We start from the raw sequence: 20,693 nt of genomic DNA on the forward strand, positions 1-20,693 counted from the left end.
ATAATTATAGATTAAAACTAAGTGTAATAATTAAATAGTGTACACTCTTACCTTTTTCTTTTTTAATCTTGTGTTATTAATTGTATCGATAATAATAGTTGCTTTTGTTTTTGGCACAGCTACAAACACACAATCTTGTTTAAGTTCTATAATTCCAATTTCGGATTTATCTAGATTACATTGTTTAAACAACACACCTGCTACATCTCCTTTAGAGATTTTATCTTTACGTCCTCCAGAAATAAATAGTGTAACCCAATCTGTTGTTAAAGTATTAACCGTACCTTTTGGCGTTACTGTATCATCAAATTTAATAAAATCCGGAAGGCGCTCTCCTTCCCATTGTATAACATAAGATGTCCCTTCTGCATTCATACGTGCAGTACGACCATTACGATGTGTAAACTCTTCTGCCTTTAAAGGTAATTGATAGTGAATAATGTAATTTAATTCAGGAATATCTAAACCACGTGCTGCAAGATCTGTGGCGATTATAATTTGATGTGTACCGTTTCTAAATTTAATTAATGCTCGTTCTCTATCAATTTGCTCCATTCCGCCTTGAAAGCAACCATGTCCAATATTATTTTTAGTTAAAAAGTCACTTACAAATTGTATAGTATCTTTATAATTACAAAATATAATACCTGGTTTATTACCTATATCATGTAATAAATCGACTAACGTTTGAAGCTTATTTTTATCTGGAGACAAAACTTGCTTGATTTCTAAATTTGAAACTTTAGTATCAGAATAATCAATAATCAATTCGTTTTCAAGACCTACAAAACGCGGAATTTCCATGTCTTGAGTTGCTGATGTTAGAATCCTCTTTTTAATATGAGGCAAACTAGCTATTATTTCACTCATTTCCTTTTCAAAGCCTACTTCTAAAGACTTATCAAATTCGTCTAAAACAAACGTGTTTATATCATCCACTACAAAGGTTTCACGTCTTAAGTGATCTGCCACACGACCAGGGGTACCTATTAAAATCGCAGGTGTATGTGCTAAGTCGATTTTATCTTTACTAAAATGTCTACCTCCATAAACAGCATTTGCTTTAAAACCGGTTCCCATAGTGCGAATAACCTGTTCTATTTGAATTGCTAATTCTCTTGAAGGTACTAATATTAGTAATTGTACATTTTTACAATCTGTATTTAATGCAGTAATGGTAGGCAATAAAAAGGCTAGTGTTTTACCAGTTCCTGTTGGCGATAATAACACTGTGTTTTCAGCATTTGTAATAGATAACAAAGCTTCTTCCTGCATTGGATTAAGTGCCTTGATATTTAATTTATCTAAAATATCTTGCTGTACTTTTAAATAGCTACTCATGGTTTATTTTTTCTTTTTTTTCTTTACAACCTCTTGTTTATCAACAATGGTATTATTTTCTGCTATGTAATTAGATAATATTTTATCTACTAATTCTTCTTTTGTTAAATGATGAAAAATAGTTTTTACTTTTGCTTTAAAATCTTCTGGAATATCTCTGTTTACCTTAGTTTTAAAGATTTTTTTAGCCCAAAGTAATCCATTATTTTGTTCTATACTTTTAGCATCAGCTTTTTGATATTGTTTGAAATTAATACCTAGTTCTGCTTCAAACTCCGGAATGTCTTGTACCTCGTCTTCTTGAATAACACTTAATGCAAGACCATTTGCTCCTGCTCTGGCTGTACGACCACTTCTATGCACATAAGCATCGTATGTGTCTGGTAAATGATAATTAACTACAAAAGCTAAATCTTTTACATCAATACCACGAGCAGCCAAATCTGTTGCTACAAGTATATTAATGTGACCTTCTCTAAACTGACCCATAATACGATCTCGAATCCCTTGTGTTAAGCTACCATGTATAGCTCCAGAAGAAAATTTATTTATAGCTAGATTTTTAGCTAACTTGTTAACTGCTGCTTTTGTTTTACAAAAAATAATGCCACGCTGACCATCATTGGCGTTTAAAAAGTGCATTAACACATTTAATTTCTCTATTGGCTCAACCACCACATATTGATGATCTATCCCTTGGTGACCAACGGTTTCCATATCAGCTTCAATAGTCAACACTTTTTTAGACAAACTGTTTTGAACCAATTGCTTTATTGTTCCTGGCATAGTTGCAGTAAACAATAACGTTCTTCTGCTTTTTGGTAAAACCTTAATTATAGCATCAAGACCTTCTTTATGTGCACTAACCATTTCATCTGCTTCATCTAAAACAAAATATGAAATCTCTTTTATGTTTATTGCGTTACGCTCTATTAAGTCCGCTAAACGTCCAGGAGTTGCTACAACAATATGAGTGGTTTTTTTAAGTGCTTCGATCTGTGGTTTTATTGGTATACCACCAAAAACACCAGCAATAGACACGCTTAATTTAGAGGAATTAAATGCTTCTAAATTTTTAAATATTTGCTGACCCAACTCTCTTGTTGGAGCTAAAATAACTGCTTGAATATGACTTTTATTACTATCTATTAATTGTAATATTGGCAATCCAAAAGCAGCAGTTTTTCCTGTTCCTGTTTTTGCAATAGCAACAATATCGTCAGTTTGGTTTAGTATTACAGGTATTACTTTTGATTGAATATCTGTTGGTTTTGTAATTTGCAAATCTGCTAAAGTGCTTTGCAATGCTGTATTAATACCTAAACTTAAAAATTGTTGTGACATAAAATATAATTTTATGCAAATATAGTAGAGTTTTATTGGTTTAATAGATTTATGTCAAGCGATTTAGAATCACTTTTAAACAGTTATTTAATTTAATAAATTATATAAATAAAAAAGGGGATAATTTTTCAATTATCCCCTTTTCTCACTATCAACAAACCAAATCAAAAAATCATTTATTCCATTTCTATAATACCAACCACTTCATAAGCTCTGGTACCATCTACTTGTATTTTTTCGTATAATATATTTGCGAATTCGTAATATGTCTCGTCGTTTATAACAACCTTTTCATAATCGTCTGGTAACTCATAAACAATAGTACCAACTTCAGGATCTACCACTTCATATTCATTACCAATTTGAGTATAAAATACACCATAAGCATTGTAATAATTACGATTATTATAACGTACTTTTTTATAATTTACTGGTAAGGTTTTAATCCTGAAACCAACCTTTGGAGCTATTACAATATAACGACCTCTAGACTGTGTATAATACTTATTTTTAGCATAGTAATAGTTTTGTCCTCTATATATTACGACCGTTCTGTTTGGTACAGTTCTAACCGAAACCACTTTACGTTTTGGTGTTTTATAAGTGACCTTAGTGCTAGGCACACGCGCAGCAACAGTGCGCTTAGTAGTCGTTGTTGTGGTTGTAGTAACTCTTTTATTACTTGTAGTTCTTCTTGTTTGTGCTTCTGTTTGTGTTGCAAATGCTACCAGTAATACTGCTGGCAATATGTATGCTTTTATAAATGTTTTCATAATTTAAAGATTTAAAATTCAACTTTATTTTACTATTAATACTAAGACGTTTTTTAGTATTAATAGTTTAAAGGTATTTGAATTAATTCTGTTAAAAAATGAAAATAGACCGTTAGCTAGAATGTATCTACAAAACTGAGATTTTTATAGATGAGATTATTTTGAAGAAACAAAATCTTAACAAATTAATGCAAAGAATTATTATTAATATACTCTAAAAACTTAGGTTTATATTGCTCTGAAACTGTTATACGTTGGTCGTTAATTATAATTTGACTGCGCTCTATTATATCTATATTTTTTAGTGATACTATAAAAGAGCGATGCACACGCATAAATTGTGTTTCTGGCAATTCTTCTTCTAACGACTTTAAACTCATTAACGTTAAAACTGCTTTAGGATTATCTTTTAACCAGATTTTAATGTAGTCTTTTAAACCTTCAAAATATAAAACATCTGCTAGTTTTATGCGAAGTTGTTTGTATTCCGATTTTACAAATAAAAATTCTTTTTCTTCAGATAATACAGACTGCTTCTTCCCTTTTACCAACTCAAACCAAGTAGCTGCTTTATTGGCTGCAGCTAGGAACTCAGCATAATCAAAAGGTTTTAATAAATAATCTATAGCTTCTACTTTAAAACCTTCTAAAGCATAATGATCAAAAGCTGTAGTGAAAATAACACGCGTATCTTTTGGTAACATTTTAGAAAATTCTAGACCTGTTAAATCTGGCATTTGTATGTCTAAAAACAATAAGTCTACAGGATTGTTTTTAATAAACTCCATAGCTTCAATCGCACTACTACACTTTTGTTTTAGATCTAAAAATGGTGTTTTTTCCACATAACTTTCTACTAAATTTAAAGCCATAGGCTCATCGTCTACAATAACACAAGATATTTTATTGTTGCTCATAATTTAATTGGTTTCAATTTCTAATTGTGCATAAAAACGGGAGTCTTTTACAAAGGTTTTAAAACTGTTTTTGCTTGGATACAGTAACTCTAATCGTTTTTTAATATTAGGAAGTCCAATTCCTGAACCGCTTTTATCTTCGGTTTTCTTCGGAAAGTTATGATTTTCAATAGTAAATAAAACCGTTTGATTATCCAAAGTCAGATTAATATCAATAGTACTTGCTTTACTAGCCGAAACGCCATGTTTAAAAGCGTTTTCAATTAATGAAATAAATAATAAAGGTGCAATTTTAATTCCGGTTTCCGCTGATGGAAAACTATAGTTAACCACTGTTTTGTCAGACACACGAAGCTTCATAAGCTCAATATACTTTTTCATAAAATCTATTTCCTTAGTTAAAGCTATAGATTCTTCGCTTGTTTCATATAGCATATAACGCATTAACTTGCTTAAACTATGTATTGATGTTTTGGCTTGTTCTGGTGAAATATCTACCATAGCATAAATATTATTCAACGAGTTGAAAAAGAAATGCGGTTGCAATTGATAATGTAAATGTTGTAATTCAGACTGTAATTTAAAATTAGCAGCTTCCTTACGTTCTGCTTCTGTTTGTACCCAACGTTTTGTGGTTTTTACTGCTATTGAAAACAATAAAGGTGCCATGTAAGATACCATCTGAACGTAAATAAACATCTTAAATGGTGGACCAGAACTATCACTACTACTTGGTCGTTTTTTTGCTATATCCTTAAAAAAAGTATCTTCAACTGTTTCTTTAAAATAAATAAATAACACTATGCAAATCAAGTTAATACCTATAAACCAAATTGTTTTTTTAGTGAATAGAAATTTATCTATTAGTACAAAGTAATTTAAATAAAATAAGACTGCTGATAACGCTAAGGGAATCCAAAAATGAATGACCACTCTATTGATTTCTTGCTCTTGACTATAGGACAATAAGTAAGGCATACTAAACAGTACAAACCAAACTAGAATGTGTGATAATAATGTTATGTTTTTGTTTTTAATCATGAGTTATCTATTCGTAACGTAAAGCGGTTATTGGGTCTAATGCTGAAGCTTTTCTTGCAGGATACCATCCAAAAAAGATACCTGTAATTGCACATACTGCAAATGATATTATTATTGAATACAACGCAACGCTTGTAGGCCAATTTAAGAATTTTTCTATAAAAACTGTAGCTCCAAGTCCTAAGATTACACCAAGTAATCCACCAGTGATGCTAATTAAAATTGCTTCAATTAAAAATTGCATTAAAATATCCGATCCCTTGCCACCAACAGCCATACGTAAACCAATTTCTTTGGTACGCTCTTTTACAGATACATACATGATATTCATAATACCAATACCACCAATTAATAGCGATATACTAGCTACTGCAACTAATAAAATGGTTAACATTTCGCTAGTAGAGCTAAAAGTTGAAATTAATTCTTCCATAGATCGCACACTAAAATCATCATCTTCATTATCTAATAATTTATGCTCAGTTCTTAAAATTTCTGTAACCTGAGTCACAGCATCTGCAGCATCATCTTCACTAATTGCAGAAGCTATAACTTGATTTAAATAGTCTATTGCCAAAATACGTTTTTGAACCGTTGTATAAGGTGCAATAACCACATCATCCTGATCTTGACCAAAGGTGTTTTCTCCTTTTTCTTCTAAAACACCAATCACTTTAAATGGAATATTATTAAAACGAATCATTTGTCCTACAGGTTCTTGTCCATCTGAAAATACATTATCGACAACCGTTTGCCCAATTACTACAACTTTTGAAGCCGATTGCACATCTACATTTGTAAACATACTTCCGCTTTGCAATCCAACAACTTTAATCTCTAAATAATCTGGATTAACGCCATAAATTGTAGAAGGCCAGTTGTTTGAGCCATTAATAACTTGTCCACCACCATTAACGACTGGTGTTACATAGCTTAATAAATCGGCTTGCGCTTTTATGACTTCGTAATTTTGAAGTGTTAATGTTTGTACATCTCCTCCACTACCTCTGGCTGGACCTCTGTCGTCTGCTCCTGGTCTTATGGTAATCATATTTGAACCCATATTTGAAATGGTAGAACGAATACTTTCTTTAGACCCTTCACCAATAGCCAACATAGCAATTACAGACGCTACACCAATGATGATACCTAACATGGTTAGCAAGGTTCTCATTTTATTAAGTACGATAGCCTTAAAAGCAATTTTTATTAAATTTAATAGTCTCATAATTAATCGTCTTGTTTAGGCAGTTTAGCTAATTGCGCTGCTGCAGATTGTACTTTGTGATTTTGATAATCCTGCATTATACTACCATCTTTTAACACAATAGTTCGGCTACTAAAAGTGGCAATATCTGGCTCGTGTGTAACAAAAGTTATAGTAATCCCTTTGGCATTAAGTTCTTGAAACAGCGACATAATCTCGTAGGATGTTCTTGTGTCTAGGTTTCCTGTAGCTTCATCTGCTAGAATCATTACTGGATTATTTACCAACGATCTAGCGATAGCAACACGTTGTTGTTGTCCTCCTGAAAGCTGCGAAGGTGTATGATGCAACCTGTCCCCTAAACCAACCATTTCCAATGCTTTTATAGCACGCTCTCTACGTTCTTCTGTAGACACTTTACTGTTATATAACAAGGGTAATTCTACATTTTCTATTGCAGATGTTCTTGCCAATAAGTTATAAGATTGAAATATGAATCCTATTTTTTCGTTTCTTATTGTTGCTAATTCATTTCGGCTTAAAGCCTTAACACTTACACCATCAATTTCATATTCACCAGAGGTTGGCTGATCTAAACACCCTAAAATGTTAAGCATCGTACTTTTTCCAGAACCACTAGATCCCATTATGGTAACAAATTCGCCTTCTTTTATATTAAAAGAAATTCCTTTTAAGGCATGTACCGTTTCAGTTCCCATGGTAAACTGACGTTTTAAGTCTTCTATTTTAATAATGTCTTTACTCATGCCTTTTATTTTTTCTTGTTTCCTCCTGGACGTTGTGGCATAAACGGACTTTCGTTTACTCCTGCTGGTCCTGATGCTTCTGCTTTTGATACACCTTTTAAACTATATACTAGCTCATCACCTTCATTAACTCCGCTTAATACTTGTACATTTACGCCATCACTAGCGCCTAAGGTTACTGTTTTTGGTGTAATGCTTCTATCTTTTTCTAATACCCAAAGTGTAGTTTCTTTTTCTGAAGTTGTACTACCACTGTTTGATAAATTATGATGTGTGTTGTAAGACTCTAATGTTTCAGCTTCTGGAGTAAAGTTTATGGCTTTAGCTTCCGCAGTTAACACATCGTTTAGTTCCAAAGTATAAATAGAAATGGTTGCTGTTAATCCTGGTTTAAGTTTTAAATCTGGATTGTGTGCCTTAATAACCACTGTGTACGTTACTACATTTGATGTTACTGTTGGGTCTAAACGTACTTGCGTGACTTCACCTTCAAAAGTTTCACCTAAATACGCATCTACCGTAAAGGTTACACGTTGTCCTTCTTTTACATTTCCAATATCTGCTTCATCTACGTCTGCTTCTACTTGCATTTCTTTTAAATCTTGAGCAATTGTAAATAAGGTTGGCGTGCTTAAACTTGCTGCAACCGTTTGTCCTTCGTCTATAGCACGAGATAATACTACACCATCAATTGGCGAATAAATATTAGCATAACCTAAATTTGTTCTAGCCGATTGTAAGTCTGAATAACGTTGAGTTACTGTTCCCTTAGCGGTTGCATAATTAAATGCAGCGTCATCAAAATCTGATTTACTTATAACTTGATTATCAAATAATGTTTGTTGTCTGTCGTAGATAGTTTTGGTGTAATTTCTTTGGCTTACAGCATTATCATAAGCTGCTTGTGCTTGGGTTTTTGCTGCGTTTAGATTGGTTTTATCCAACTCTGCAATAAGCTGACCTTCTTTAACAACGCTATTATAATCTACATAAATTTTCTCGACAACTCCAGAAACTTGGGTACCAACTTCCACTTGTGTAATTGGCTCAATAGTTCCCGTTGCAGTAACCATAGTGGTTACATTTGCTTTTTTAGCTGTAACTGTTTTAGGCTCTATAACTATGGTATCTTCACCATTTATAAAACTGAATGCTACAATAGCAAGTATTACTAATACTACGCTTCCTAATATGATTTTCTTTTTAGATTTCATAATTCTGTTAATTAAAGTTTAATATCGTTTCCTTGGTAAAATTGTAATAACTCGTGGTATAAAATATTTAAGTATTTAGACTGTAAATAGTTTTGCTGCGCATTGGTATAGGTGTTTTGGCTTACTACCAAGTCTGTTGTACTTAATCCACCTAATTCATACTTTTTTTGTGCTAGTTTATAACTTTGTTCTGCTGACACTTTAGAGGCTTCGGCAGCTATAACTTGCTCTTGTGCAGATATTGCATTTTGGTAAGCAGTTTCAACTTTTCGGTACACTTCCTTTTCTGTATTTTGTTTTTGTATTTGCGCTTTATCAATGTTTATTGATGCTGTTTTAACTGCTGCTTTAGTTTGATTTCTATTAAATATTGGAATGGTTAACGATAACCCTAATTTTTGATTAAAATTAACATCAAACTGGTCTGAAAACGTATTATTGTTAATACTTGTGTAACCAGAACCTATGCTTCCTGTTAAGGATAAGGTTGGTAAAAAGCCTCCTTTAGCAATGTCAAGTTCTTTCTCGTTTGCTGCAATATTTAAATTACTTGCCTGAATTTCTGGTAGAAAACCAATAGCATTATTATAAAGTTGATTTTTATCGATGTCTAGATTAATTAAATCCATGTTTTCATCAATAGTTTCAATTTGAATATCTTCTAAAGGCGATAATTCTAATAATTGTTTTAGTTGAATAATGTATTGTTGGTAATCGTTTTTAGCCGATATGACATTGAACTTATTAGTGGCTGCTTGACTTTGTGTTTCGGTGTAATCACCTAAAGCAATAGTGCCTGCATCTAATCTTGCTTTTGCTCTTTCAACTTCTTTTTCTGATGCAACAACATTGTTTTCCGCAATAGCGATACTTTCTTTGCTATAAAGTGTTTGTAAATACACTTCTAAAATGTTTAAAACAATATTGTTTTTTTCGACTTCTTCTAAAAAAATACTTTGCTCTAATAAAATCTTATTCTGCTTAATTTGGTTGCTAAGTTGATTCCCTTGAAATAAAGTCATCGAGCTATTAATACCAACATTTGTACTATGGATTTGATCTGTAACATAATCGCTAGTAATAGGATCTATAGTACTTCCGTTGGAAAAATTTTGCGATGCGCTTCCAAATAAATTAGGTAGTCTAGATGACTTTGCTTTACTGTAATCCACTTCGGCAAGGTTTTTATCTAAAGTGGCATCTTTGATCGTAATATTATGCTCAATTGCATAATCTATGCAATCTTGAAGCGACCAAACTTTAGTTGATGTTTCTTGAGCAAGCGACAGTTGCACAAAAAATAAACTGACTATGATTAAATATAATTTCATTTTAAAAGGTGTTTTAATTCTACACTTCAAAGGTGAAACTATATACTATCTTATTATAAAGCGATAGACGTTTGAGGGTTTTAACTATACGAAATCGGGTAATCTATCGACGAGAATTTTTTGGATTTAGCCTAAAAACAAAAACAGCCTCTAAATAACTTAGAGGCTGTTTTTTATATTATTAAAAAAGTGCTTTAATTTTTAAGCGAATTCATGTCAATTACAAAACGATATTTAACATCGTTACTTGTTACACGATCGTAGGCTTTATTAATGTCTTGCATATCAATAAGTTCAATATCACTAGTAATATTGTGTTCTCCACAAAAATCTAACATCTCTTGTGTTTCTTTTATACCTCCAATTAAAGATCCTGCAATACGTTTACGACCTACTATAATATTTCCACCATGAAAAGGTTCTAATGCTTCAATTGCACCAACTAAAACCATAGTCGCGTCTATTTTAAGCAACCCTAAATACGGATCCATTTTATGACCTACAGGAATGGTATTTAAGATAAAATCGAAACTACCTTGGTGTTTTTTCATGTCGTCTGCATCTTTAGACGCTAACACTTCATGTGCGCCTAATCTTTTAGCATCTTTACCTTTTTCTGGAGATGTTGTAATCATAACAACATGCGCTCCTAAAGCATTCGCAAATTTAACTCCCATGTGACCTAAACCACCTAGACCAATAACACCAACTTTATCTCCTTTTTTAACTTTCCAGTGACTTAAAGGTGACCATGTTGTAATTCCAGCACATAATAAAGGTGCTGTTGCTGCCTCGTCTAAATTTTCAGGAATATTTAATACAAATTTTTTGTCAACCACTACTGACGATGCGTATCCACCATATGTTTGTTTACCTTCAATATGTTTATCTGGACTGTTGTAGGTCCATGTTGCACCTTTTTCGCAAAATTGTTCTAAATCCTGATCACATGATGCGCAAGATTGGCAAGAGTCTACTAAACACCCTACACCTACTAAATCACCAACTTTATAGTTGCTAACTGCTGATCCAACCTCTGTAACACGACCAATAATTTCGTGTCCTGGCACTACTGGATAGGTAGATCCTTTCCAATCGTTTCTAACCGTATGGATATCACTATGGCAAACACCACAATACGTAATATCAATTTTTACGTCGTCTGTACCTACAGCACGTCTTTGAATATCTAAAGGTTTTAAATCTTCGGTTGCCGAAGTTGCACCATATGCTTTTACCGTTGTCGTTGCCATTTTTATGCTTTTTTAAGTGTTACTTTAAGTTCTATCTCTGTATTTAATACTTTAGAAATTGGACATACTTCCTTTGCTTTGTGTGCTATTTGCTGGAATTGTTCGGCATCAATTTTTGGAACATCACCTTCTAGGTCTAGTGTTATTTTGGTAATTGCTCCATCCTCAAAAGTGACCGTAGCATCTACGTCTAAACTTGTTGCTGTAAAATTATCTTCGTTTAATAAAAAACTTAATTGCATTGCAAAACATCCTGCGTGCGCTGCACCTATTAACTCCTCTGGATTTGTTCCTTTTTCACCATCTTCAAATCGTGTATGAAACGAATATTGTGTTTTATCTAAAACTTTACTTCCTGTAGTAAGACTTCCTTGTCCATCTTTACCACTTCCTTTCCATTCTGCATTTGCTTTTCTTGTAAATTTCATTTTGTATGTTTTAAGTTAAACTATAATTATTTTGAGGCTGTTGGATAGTCTGTATATCCTTTTTCTCCTGTTGTGTAAAAGGTATCCTCATCCCATTCTGCCAGCTCTAAATTGTTTTCAAAACGCGCTACTAAATCTGGATTTGAAATGAATAATTTACCGTAAGCTACTAAATCTGCATCACCATCCTCAATAACCTTGTTTCCTTTTTCTTGATCAAAACCTGCATTAATCATTAATGTACCATTGTATAATGGTCTAAAATGCTTAGCAATCTCTTTGACTGCATACGGAATCTCTGAAACATCAGTAAAAGGTTCTGATAAATGTACGTATGCTAGATTATAATCATTTAATTTTTTGATAATATATTCAAAAGTTGGTATAGTCTCCTCATCCATGGTCATTCCAAAAAGACCATTTAAAGAAGGGTTAAAACGTGCTCCAATTTTTTCTTGCGGAATTACTTGTTTTATAGCATCTAAAACTTCAAAGAAAAAACGTGTTTTATTTTCTATGCTTCCACCATATTCATCTATTCTATTGTTAGATGAATTATTAAAAAACTGGTGAAATAAATAACCATTTGATGAATGAATCTCTACACCATCAAAACCTGCTTTTACTGCATTTGCTGCAGCATCTTGAAAATCTTTAACCGTTTGTTTAATCTCTTGAATAGTCATTGCCTTAGGTGTCACAGTATCTTTAAACCCCTCAGGTGTATACGATTTTGCGTTTGGATTTAAAGCTGAAGATGACACAGGTAAATCACCATTATGAAAGTCTGGATGTGACATACGACCAACATGCCATAATTGAATAAAGATTTTTCCGCCTTTATCGTGCACACGTTTAGTTACTTTTTTCCAGCCTTCTACTTGCGCATCTGTATGTATTCCTGCGGTATTGATGTAACCGACAGCTTTTTTTGATACTTGAGATCCTTCTGTAATAATTAAGCCTGCAGAAGCACGTTGCTCATAATATAATCCGTGTAATTGGTCTATTGGTACATTACCATCGTTATTTGCGCGACTACGTGTCATCGGAGCCATAACGACTCTGTTTTTTAAATTTATGTTTTTGTTATATGGTAGTAATAAAGGTTGTTTGCTCATGTAAAAATATGTAATATGTTAATTATTACAAACTTACAAATCACTTCCTTCAATTTAATTGATCTATATCAATTAGGACAGTTTTAACTTTTTAATTGTTTTCTTACTCTGCTTAGGTTTTCGGGAGAAATACCAAGGTAATTAGCAATATCATAATTGGGTACTCGGTTTTCAATATTTGGATATGACACGCAAAACTCCAAATACCTTTCTTTAGTTTTTTTTTCAAGCGTCGATAAAATACGCTTACGCTGTGCGATAAAAGCTTGTGTTATTAATACCCTAAAATAACGTTCAAAAACTGGTGCTTTTACATATAACTCTTGCAGCACGTCGTAGTTTATTGCCAATAGTGTGGCGTCTTCAATAGCTTCAATATATAAGATGGATGAACCTTGATTATAAAAAGCATCAAAATCTCCGATCCACCAATTTTCAATAGCAAATTGAACAATATGAATACCACCTTTATCATCAATGTAATATGCTTTTAAACAGCCTTTTACTACAAAGTATTCATGCTTAACATGTGTGCCAGGTTTTAGTAAAAACTGCCCTTTAGATACAGATATTTGATTTAAAGCAGCATTAAATAATTTAATATCCTCCAAACTTGGAGATACGTGATTATTTATATGATTTATGATAGCAGAATACATCATACAAAGATGATAAAAATTTAAATCATTATCAATGGAATTATTGAGCTTTAAATGAATAAAAAAAGGCTTTATGTAAACATAAAACCTTTATCAACTACTATCAATCAATTCAAAAAAAAAAAAAAAACGTAAAATAACTTAAGGGTTAATAAACGTATTAATATCTTCCATACTAAATTTAGGATTAGCACCTTGACTTCCCGCAACCAATGCTCCAATAGCGCATGCATAATTAATGGCGTCTTGAGGATTGTCACCTTTAAGTAATTTGCTTATTAGTGTAGCTAAAAATGAATCTCCTGCACCAACAGTATCAACGACCTCTATATGGTAACCACTATTGTAATAAAAGGTATCATTAAAATATAAAATTGCGCCATGACGACCTTTTGTTACACAAATAGTTTTGGTATTTGTATGATCCGCTAAAAATTTGATATTTTGCTCTAAAGAATGTGTTTTGGAATTTAATGTTTCTCCTATTTCAAAAATTTCTTCATCATTAAATTTTATAAAATCAGCTTCATTCATTAAATGATTTAAAACCTCTTTTGTATAATATGGCGCTCTTAAATTTACATCAAATATCTTGTACTTTGCATAATTTAAAAGTTGGTATAAAGTCTCTCTGGAGTTTTCATCTCTTGCAACTAAACTACCGTAAATAAAAGCATCAGCTTGTTGTGTTACACTTTTATTAAGGGATGTAATTTGAATATTATCCCAAGCTCTAGGAAACATAATATCATAAGAAGCAGAACCTTTTGCATTAAGCATAACTTTAACCTTACCCGTTTTTAACTTAGCATCCACTTGTAAATTATCGATATTTACACCTTGACTTAAAATGAAATCTTTTATTTTATTTCCTTTATTATCGTCTCCTATACTACTAATAATTGACACATTATTGTCTAAAGACTGTAAGCGTAAAGCCACATTTAAAGGTGCTCCTCCAATTTTTTTATGTGAAGGAAAAACATCCCATAACACTTCTCCAAAACAAACTATATTTTTCATTTATATTAGTTTAAATATTAGCGTTTAAATCAAATACACATTGCTCCACACCATGCTTTAAAATATCATTATATGCTGTTGTGTAAGCTTCAACAAATGGCTTTGAGTCTTTTAATAAACCAAAAATTGCTTCTATTTCTAAAAAGGCTTCTGGATTAGCAGTGCTTTCCAATGCTTTTGCATGTAATATCGGTTGCATAGCATCTTTTATTATTAAACCTTTTCCTTTCTCATCTTTACCTAAACTATATATAGCCCAAGCAGCTACAACAAATGCAGCACTAGTAATATCACCTTTATCTTGTAATTGTGCGTTTACTGTCGGTAATATAAAAATGGGAAACTTAGCCGAACTTTCTGAACAAATACGATCAATTTGATCTTTAATATTGATATTTCCGAAGCGATCTAACAACGATTTTTTGTAGGCCTCTAAATCTACACCTTCTAAATTCCCTAAAGTTGGCGTCACTTCTTCATCCATATAATGCATTAGAAAAGTTCTGATATTTGGATTATTGACCGCTTCATCAATGGTATTATAACCCATTAATGCACCAAAAATTCCTATTACTGAATGACCAGCATTTAATAAGCTTAGTTTCATTTTTTCATATGGCACCACGTCTTTTACAAACTGCGCTCCAACATTTTCCCAAGCAGGTCTTCCTTCAATAAAATTATCTTCTATAACCCATTGTTTAAAAGGCTCGCAAACTACTGGCCAAGCATCATGAATTCCTGTAGTTTTAATTATTTTTAATATATCCTCTGGTGTCGTTGCTGGTGTTATCCTATCTACCATAGCGTTTGGAAACGATACGTTTGACTCAATCCAATTGATTAAATCTGGCTGAGCTTTGCTAACATAACTTAGTAACATCATTTTTATCATGTGACCATTACCTTGAATGTTATCGCATGACTGAATAGTTACACCTTTTAAACCTTGTGATTGTCTTAACTTTAATGCTTGTGTGATATATCCAAAAATGGTTTTTGGCACATTTGGATTGTTTAAGTCATGCTGAATTAAAGGATTGGTAAAATCGAATGTTTTATTCGCTTCGTTGTAATTATAACCACCTTCTGTTATAGTTAATGATATAATTTTTACTTCAGGACTTGCCATTTTTTCGATAACCGCTAATGGATTCTCTGGCGCATATATATACTCCACTATAGAGCCAATAATACGATTAGTGTGAGTACCATCTAACTCTTTAACCACTAAAGTATACAATCCATCTTGATCTTTTAGAGTATTATAAATTCTTCTATCAAAATCTAATAATGCAATACCACATATTCCCCAATCCTTATTGTTTGGATCATGTAATAATTGGTCTGTATAAAAAGCTTCATGTGATCTATGAAAACCACCAATACCAACGTGTACTATTCCTGTCTTTATGATCTTTCTGTCGTATTGTGGTACTGTAATTCTTTCAGATATATTTGAAAGATTTTCAGCGTTTAATTTGTAATTTTTCATCTTAATAATTTTATTATTTACTCTCAAATCTTTGAAGTAATACTGCAAAAATGATTATAGCTCCTTTAACAACTTGCTGCGGATAAGAAGGCACATTTAGTAAGTTTAAAATGTTTCCTATTAATCCTAAAATAAGTACACCCATTAACGTATTAATAGCAGTTCCTTTACCACCATTTAAACTAGCTCCACCAATCACAACAGCTGCTATAGCATCTAACTCCCAAGACATTCCCATATTTGGTGATCCTAAATTAGTTCTGGATGCCACTATTATTGCAGCAGTAGCAGCTAAAGCACCAGAAATAGCATATACCAAAAACTTATACTTATTAACTTTAATTCCGGATAAGCGTGAGGCCTCTTCATTACTACCAATAGCAATAATTAAACGACCAAATACATTATACCGCAACATAACCATAGTAGCGATTACGATTAAAAAAAAGACTATAGCAATATTTGGAACACCTAATGTAGAGTTGTTTGCAAAATTTGACATAAATACACCTCCTGCAGTTTTAAATGTAACTGGAGACCCTTTAGAGTAAATAAAACCTAATCCTCTTGCAATAGTCATTAATGCTAAAGTTGCTACAAAAGGAGCCATTTTTTGATAAGCTACTAGATAACCCGAAATACTACCTAAACCAAAACCGATAGCAATGGTAAAAACAATAGCTAATGGAAGTATGATTAAATTAATTAAAATAGCAAACGTAACTGCAAGCAAGGCGACCATGGAGCCAACTGATAAATCAATACCTCCTGTTAATATTACTATTAACATCCCTATACTAATAATACCAATACCAGAGACTTGTTTTAATAAGTTAGACAAGTTTACTGAGGTAAAAAACACATCGGATATCAATGCTGAAAAAATTACCAGTAAAATAAAAATGAATATAGTATTATACTTTACTAAAAACTTAAGAATACCACTTGGACTGCTAAGTTGTTGTTTTGATGTTAAAGCCATAACATGAAATTTTTAATATTTAATTAGATTGTTTTAATGCTTTACCAATCGAGTAACGCAATATGTTTTCTTCAGAAAATTGTTCTTTTTGTAACTCGCCATAAATAGTCCCTTCATGCATGACTAAAATACGGTCAGAAACACCCATAATTTCTGGCATATCAGACGATATTACAACTACTCCAACTCCTTTTTTAGCGACTTCGTTTATAAGATTGTAGATTTCTATTTTAGCACCAACATCTACACCTCTAGTAGGTTCATCAATAAAAATAACTTTACTATCAATACTTAACCACTTAGCTAGAGCTACTTTTTGCTGATTTCCACCACTTAAGTTTTTAACATCAATCTCTGAACTAGGCGTTTTAATGTTTAATTTATCAATTAAACTTAATACCTTTTTATACTCGCTGTCCACATTAATAAATCCTAATTTTCCTGATATCGAATTAAAATTAGTCACACTAATATTTCTTCTTATGGACAAGGGTAAAAAGACCCCTTCTTCTTTTCTGTCTTCAGACACAAAACCAATTTGATGAGAGGCAGCATCTACCGGAGATTTTGTTTTAATCTCTTTACCGTTTAAAATTAATGTTCCAGATTTTTTTTTGTCTGCTCCAAAAATAAGTTTAGCAGTTTCTGTTCTTCCACTTCCTCCTAATCCAGCAATACCAAGCACTTCACCTGGACGTACTGAAAAAGAAACATCATGAACCATGGTGTCTTTTGCAGTTAAATTTTTAACCTCAAAAATAGGTTCTGTTCCTATTTTAGCATCTCTAATGGGAAACAAATCTTTCAATTCGCGACCAATCATTAATCGAATAATACCATCTGTATCTGTATCCTTAATAGCCATACTTCCTGTGTCAACACCGTCTCTTAGTACTGTAACAGAATCTGCTATTTTAATAATCTCGTCTAAATGATGAGAAATGTATATTATTGAAATTCCTTTATCTCTTAATCTAAAAAGGTTGTCAAACAGTTTTTTTGTATCTGTAGGATCAAAAACAGTTGTTGGCTCATCTAAAACCAATACTTTAGTGTCTTCAGATAATGCTTTTGCAATTTCGACTACTTGTTTTTGGACTATACTTAAATTTCTAACTTTTGCTGAAGCGTCAATTGTAAAGCCTAAAGAGTCTATTAAAGCTTGAGCATCTTTAGTAATCTTATCCCAATTCATCCAAAACTTACTTGCTCCTAATTTGTGTAAATAGATGTTTTCGGCAACAGACAAATCATTAACTAAAGACAACTCTTGATACACCACACTAATGCCTAAAACCTGACCTTCATGTGTGTTTTTAGGATTAATTTCTGTCCCATTTAAGCGAACACTACCAGAGTCTTTATGATGTACACCACTTAATATTTTTATAAGTGTTGATTTTCCTGCTCCGTTTTCGCCTAATAATGCATGAATTTCTCCTGGTTTAACTTTTAAAGTCACATCTTTTAATACGGAAACAACACCAAAACTTTTTGATATTCCTGACATTTCAAGACGATATTCATTTTTTAAGTTTTTCATATCAATGGATATTAGCTATTAAAATAAAGCATCAGGATTGTAATATTTAGCAGCGTTTTCTTTTGTAATTAATAAAGGTGCTGTATAAGATTTTTTATCAAAATCACGTTTTCCGTTTATATATTCTATTGCATACTTCACAGCATTTTTACCAATTTGTACTGGACTATTCATTGCAGTACAACCATAAAAATCAGTTTCCATAATGTACTTAATAGCTTCTTTTTGTCCATCAGCACCAGCAACTATTAATATATCATCTGTTTTACCAGCCTGTTCAATAGCTTTAATAGCACCTAACACACACACATCAGACTCAGTGATCACCACATTAATATCTGGATGAGCTACTAAAATATCTTCCATAGCTTTTAAACCACCTGCATAAGACCACTCTGTGTACGCTTGGGTTTTTACATTTAAATTAATTTTTCCTTGCGTACGTAATTGCTCCTCTGTTATACCTTGTAACAAACCTTGTTTGCGTGTGCGTCCAACAGGGTTTCCTGCGTTACCACTTAACAAAGCAATATTCATTGGTGTGTTACCCATTTTTTTAGCTAACCACTCTCCCGCTAATGCGCCATTTTCCAGATTATTAGATTGAATGGTTGTTACAAAGTCTGCGGAAGAATTTATAGAACTATCAATTATAAAAACCGGAATTTTTGCAGCTTTAGCTACTTTCGTAATTCCAACCAAAGCATCCGGATCTTTTGGATTTAATAAAAGGGCATCAACACCTTTAGTTATTAAATCCTCAACCGCAGCAATTTGCTTGGTGATATCATCTTGACCGTCTGCTGATAAAAAAATCATACCATTTTTTTCTGTAGTAGATTTAATACTTTGTAGCAAAGCTTGGTAGTAAGGCGCATTTAATGATGGTGTGCAATAACCTATTTTTTTACCTGTAAGATCTATAGCACTATTAAAAAGCGCTCCTTCTACCTCTGCACTATTTGTTGTATTTTGACTTGCATCTAAATGCTCTACACAGCTGTATAGCGATAGATTAAATAAGAGAACCAACATTGGTATACTTATAAATTTTAGTTCGAATTTTAAGTTTTTTATTCTCATGATTTTAAATATTACTTAAAGATTTTTTTCTTTTTATGTAAGTTAACACTTTATCGTTACACATTCATTATTAATGATTTAGCTTTAATTTAAAACAATGTTATATCTAATTGTAACACGGTCTTTTCTTGCTCTGGATTCCACATTGCAGTAACATCCACTGGTATATTATAATTACTAATTTTAAGCTTTTTACTAAAGGTAGCACCAACATTAATGATATTACCAGAACCCTTTGTATAAAAAGTTTTATCTGTAATAAAAGACCATGCACCTCCAGCAAATAAAGACAAGCTTGAAGATTTGTTTTGCCACACTTTGCTATTAATTTCAAAATAATGTGTCCACGAGTTTTCAAGTTCACCATTGGATTGCACATGATAATCACCAGAACCTCCATTAATAATTGTTGCTAAATACAGTAAGGTATTAGGCGTAATATTGTAACCAAAATTTAAATCCACAAAATTATAACCTTGTGTTTTATCATAACTCCAATAGTGGAGCTTATCTCCTCTTTCTTCTACACCTGTATAATTATTATGTGATACTGCTTCAATAAAAAACTTATCTGAAAAACGATATTTGGTATAAATTGAAAACTCTTTATAATATGCACTTTCATTGTCACCAGTAACAATATTCTTAACATCTACAGAAGAAAAACTTGCACCTCCCCAAAAACCGAAAGTAAACTTCTTGTTTTTTGAATTATATTCTAAGTTAGCAGTAAATAATGCTCCTGGATGCACTACAAAACCATGCCATGTGTGCATATTCTTTACATGTGCACCAATACTAAATGGCTCATAATCCTGCTTTGTATCTTCTACATTATTTTGGTTGTCTTCCTCTAACACCTCTTGATTTTGAGAAAAAACATTTGGAACAACACTAAGCATAAAAAAACCAAACAATAATAGTAGTAGATTTTTATTACCAAGCTTTTCAGACTTTATACTATGTTTGGTTAATTGGCTAATTGTCATTTTATTATGTTTTAAAATTTAGCATATTTTTAAACGTCATAATTACGTTTGTTTTTCAAATGTATCATAATTAATTTATAAAAACCTAATAATTCGTAAAAAAAATATGTTATATTAACTTTTATATATGCTATATTACCAAAAACTTAAGTATATTGTATTAGAGACATATAAGTTATTTA

At 32.1% G+C, this 20,693-nt stretch carries 19 protein-coding genes; all 19 read right to left on the minus strand.

The window, feature by feature from the left end; translation table 11 throughout:
• Window positions 1–30 precede the first annotated feature (30 nt).
• The gene (locus JM82_RS05455; protein ID WP_145001717.1) at window positions 31–1,341 is read right to left on the minus strand and encodes a DEAD/DEAH box helicase; all 1,311 of its coding nucleotides are present in this window, start codon (window positions 1,339–1,341) and stop codon (window positions 31–33) included.
• A gap of 3 nt (window positions 1,342–1,344) precedes the next feature.
• On the minus strand, window positions 1,345–2,685 hold the full coding sequence (locus JM82_RS05460) for a DEAD/DEAH box helicase (RefSeq protein WP_145001718.1): 1,341 nt from the start codon (window positions 2,683–2,685) through the stop codon (window positions 1,345–1,347).
• Between the two features lie 176 nt (window positions 2,686–2,861).
• Window positions 2,862–3,458: a DUF6515 family protein gene (locus JM82_RS05465; protein WP_145001719.1), complete on the minus strand. Its 597-nt coding sequence runs from the start codon at window positions 3,456–3,458 to the stop codon at window positions 2,862–2,864.
• A gap of 185 nt (window positions 3,459–3,643) precedes the next feature.
• Window positions 3,644–4,375 carry a LytR/AlgR family response regulator transcription factor gene (locus JM82_RS05470; protein WP_145001720.1) on the minus strand — a complete coding sequence of 244 codons (732 nt, stop codon included), beginning with the start codon at window positions 4,373–4,375 and terminating at the stop codon, window positions 3,644–3,646.
• Window positions 4,376–4,378: 3 nt separating this feature from the next.
• Window positions 4,379–5,416 carry a sensor histidine kinase gene (locus JM82_RS05475; protein WP_145001721.1) on the minus strand — a complete coding sequence of 346 codons (1,038 nt, stop codon included), beginning with the start codon at window positions 5,414–5,416 and terminating at the stop codon, window positions 4,379–4,381.
• A gap of 7 nt (window positions 5,417–5,423) precedes the next feature.
• Window positions 5,424–6,644: an ABC transporter permease gene (locus JM82_RS05480; protein ID WP_145001722.1), complete on the minus strand. Its 1,221-nt coding sequence runs from the start codon at window positions 6,642–6,644 to the stop codon at window positions 5,424–5,426.
• A gap of 2 nt (window positions 6,645–6,646) precedes the next feature.
• Complete coding sequence (locus JM82_RS05485; RefSeq protein ID WP_145001723.1) at window positions 6,647–7,390, minus strand: ABC transporter ATP-binding protein; 744 nt, start codon at window positions 7,388–7,390, stop codon at window positions 6,647–6,649.
• Window positions 7,391–7,395: 5 nt separating this feature from the next.
• Entirely contained in the window at window positions 7,396–8,604 is a 1,209-nt protein-coding gene (locus JM82_RS05490; RefSeq protein WP_145001724.1) for an efflux RND transporter periplasmic adaptor subunit, read from the minus strand.
• Between the two features lie 11 nt (window positions 8,605–8,615).
• Window positions 8,616–9,935 carry a TolC family protein gene (locus JM82_RS05495; RefSeq protein WP_145001725.1) on the minus strand — a complete coding sequence of 440 codons (1,320 nt, stop codon included), beginning with the start codon at window positions 9,933–9,935 and terminating at the stop codon, window positions 8,616–8,618.
• Window positions 9,936–10,129: 194 nt separating this feature from the next.
• On the minus strand, window positions 10,130–11,188 hold the full coding sequence (locus tag JM82_RS05500; protein WP_145001726.1) for an NAD(P)-dependent alcohol dehydrogenase: 1,059 nt from the start codon (window positions 11,186–11,188) through the stop codon (window positions 10,130–10,132).
• Window positions 11,189–11,190: 2 nt separating this feature from the next.
• A complete protein-coding gene (locus tag JM82_RS05505; RefSeq protein WP_145001727.1) occupies window positions 11,191–11,616 on the minus strand; it encodes an OsmC family protein in 426 nt (141 codons plus the stop codon).
• Window positions 11,617–11,642: 26 nt separating this feature from the next.
• The gene (locus tag JM82_RS05510) at window positions 11,643–12,737 is read right to left on the minus strand and encodes an alkene reductase (RefSeq protein WP_145001728.1); all 1,095 of its coding nucleotides are present in this window, start codon (window positions 12,735–12,737) and stop codon (window positions 11,643–11,645) included.
• A gap of 83 nt (window positions 12,738–12,820) precedes the next feature.
• Complete coding sequence (locus JM82_RS05515) at window positions 12,821–13,399, minus strand: Crp/Fnr family transcriptional regulator (RefSeq protein WP_315897450.1); 579 nt, start codon at window positions 13,397–13,399, stop codon at window positions 12,821–12,823.
• A gap of 138 nt (window positions 13,400–13,537) precedes the next feature.
• Window positions 13,538–14,419, minus strand: coding sequence for a carbohydrate kinase family protein (locus JM82_RS05520; protein ID WP_145001729.1), 882 nt, complete (start codon window positions 14,417–14,419; stop codon window positions 13,538–13,540).
• A 10-nt stretch (window positions 14,420–14,429) separates the two neighbouring features.
• On the minus strand, window positions 14,430–15,914 hold the full coding sequence (locus JM82_RS05525) for a mannitol dehydrogenase family protein (protein ID WP_145001730.1): 1,485 nt from the start codon (window positions 15,912–15,914) through the stop codon (window positions 14,430–14,432).
• Between the two features lie 13 nt (window positions 15,915–15,927).
• Window positions 15,928–16,896: an ABC transporter permease gene (locus tag JM82_RS05530; RefSeq protein ID WP_145001731.1), complete on the minus strand. Its 969-nt coding sequence runs from the start codon at window positions 16,894–16,896 to the stop codon at window positions 15,928–15,930.
• Window positions 16,897–16,915: 19 nt separating this feature from the next.
• Window positions 16,916–18,439, minus strand: a complete 1,524-nt coding sequence (locus tag JM82_RS05535; RefSeq protein WP_145001732.1) for a sugar ABC transporter ATP-binding protein — start codon at window positions 18,437–18,439, stop codon at window positions 16,916–16,918.
• Window positions 18,440–18,457: 18 nt separating this feature from the next.
• The gene (locus JM82_RS05540; RefSeq protein ID WP_145001733.1) at window positions 18,458–19,522 is read right to left on the minus strand and encodes a substrate-binding domain-containing protein; all 1,065 of its coding nucleotides are present in this window, start codon (window positions 19,520–19,522) and stop codon (window positions 18,458–18,460) included.
• Window positions 19,523–19,611: 89 nt separating this feature from the next.
• The gene (locus JM82_RS05545) at window positions 19,612–20,511 is read right to left on the minus strand and encodes a hypothetical protein (protein ID WP_261375327.1); all 900 of its coding nucleotides are present in this window, start codon (window positions 20,509–20,511) and stop codon (window positions 19,612–19,614) included.
• Window positions 20,512–20,693 lie beyond the last annotated feature (182 nt).

Origin of the sequence: Olleya sp. Hel_I_94, assembly GCF_007827365.1 — a bacterium.
Taxonomy (GTDB): domain Bacteria; phylum Bacteroidota; class Bacteroidia; order Flavobacteriales; family Flavobacteriaceae; genus Olleya.

Excerpts from the sequence above, each read along its gene's own strand:
- JM82_RS05545 (WP_261375327.1), bottom strand. The coding sequence starts at position 20,511 with ATGACAATTAGCCAATTAACCAAACATAGTATAAAGTCTGAAAAGCTT.
- JM82_RS05500 (WP_145001726.1), bottom strand. The coding sequence starts at position 11,188 with ATGGCAACGACAACGGTAAAAGCATATGGTGCAACTTCGGCAACCGAA.
- JM82_RS05505 (WP_145001727.1), bottom strand. The coding sequence starts at position 11,616 with ATGAAATTTACAAGAAAAGCAAATGCAGAATGGAAAGGAAGTGGTAAA.
- JM82_RS05480 (WP_145001722.1), bottom strand. The coding sequence starts at position 6,644 with ATGAGACTATTAAATTTAATAAAAATTGCTTTTAAGGCTATCGTACTT.
- JM82_RS05520 (WP_145001729.1), bottom strand. The coding sequence starts at position 14,419 with ATGAAAAATATAGTTTGTTTTGGAGAAGTGTTATGGGATGTTTTTCCT.
- JM82_RS05455 (WP_145001717.1), bottom strand. The coding sequence starts at position 1,341 with ATGAGTAGCTATTTAAAAGTACAGCAAGATATTTTAGATAAATTAAAT.
- JM82_RS05515 (WP_315897450.1), bottom strand. The coding sequence starts at position 13,399 with ATGATGTATTCTGCTATCATAAATCATATAAATAATCACGTATCTCCA.
- JM82_RS05465 (WP_145001719.1), bottom strand. The coding sequence starts at position 3,458 with ATGAAAACATTTATAAAAGCATACATATTGCCAGCAGTATTACTGGTA.
- JM82_RS05470 (WP_145001720.1), bottom strand. The coding sequence starts at position 4,375 with ATGAGCAACAATAAAATATCTTGTGTTATTGTAGACGATGAGCCTATG.
- JM82_RS05540 (WP_145001733.1), bottom strand. The coding sequence starts at position 19,522 with ATGAGAATAAAAAACTTAAAATTCGAACTAAAATTTATAAGTATACCA.
- JM82_RS05535 (WP_145001732.1), bottom strand. The coding sequence starts at position 18,439 with ATGAAAAACTTAAAAAATGAATATCGTCTTGAAATGTCAGGAATATCA.
- JM82_RS05495 (WP_145001725.1), bottom strand. The coding sequence starts at position 9,935 with ATGAAATTATATTTAATCATAGTCAGTTTATTTTTTGTGCAACTGTCG.
- JM82_RS05490 (WP_145001724.1), bottom strand. The coding sequence starts at position 8,604 with ATGAAATCTAAAAAGAAAATCATATTAGGAAGCGTAGTATTAGTAATA.
- JM82_RS05525 (WP_145001730.1), bottom strand. The coding sequence starts at position 15,914 with ATGAAAAATTACAAATTAAACGCTGAAAATCTTTCAAATATATCTGAA.
- JM82_RS05460 (WP_145001718.1), bottom strand. The coding sequence starts at position 2,685 with ATGTCACAACAATTTTTAAGTTTAGGTATTAATACAGCATTGCAAAGC.
- JM82_RS05475 (WP_145001721.1), bottom strand. The coding sequence starts at position 5,416 with ATGATTAAAAACAAAAACATAACATTATTATCACACATTCTAGTTTGG.
- JM82_RS05530 (WP_145001731.1), bottom strand. The coding sequence starts at position 16,896 with ATGGCTTTAACATCAAAACAACAACTTAGCAGTCCAAGTGGTATTCTT.
- JM82_RS05485 (WP_145001723.1), bottom strand. The coding sequence starts at position 7,390 with ATGAGTAAAGACATTATTAAAATAGAAGACTTAAAACGTCAGTTTACC.
- JM82_RS05510 (WP_145001728.1), bottom strand. The coding sequence starts at position 12,737 with ATGAGCAAACAACCTTTATTACTACCATATAACAAAAACATAAATTTA.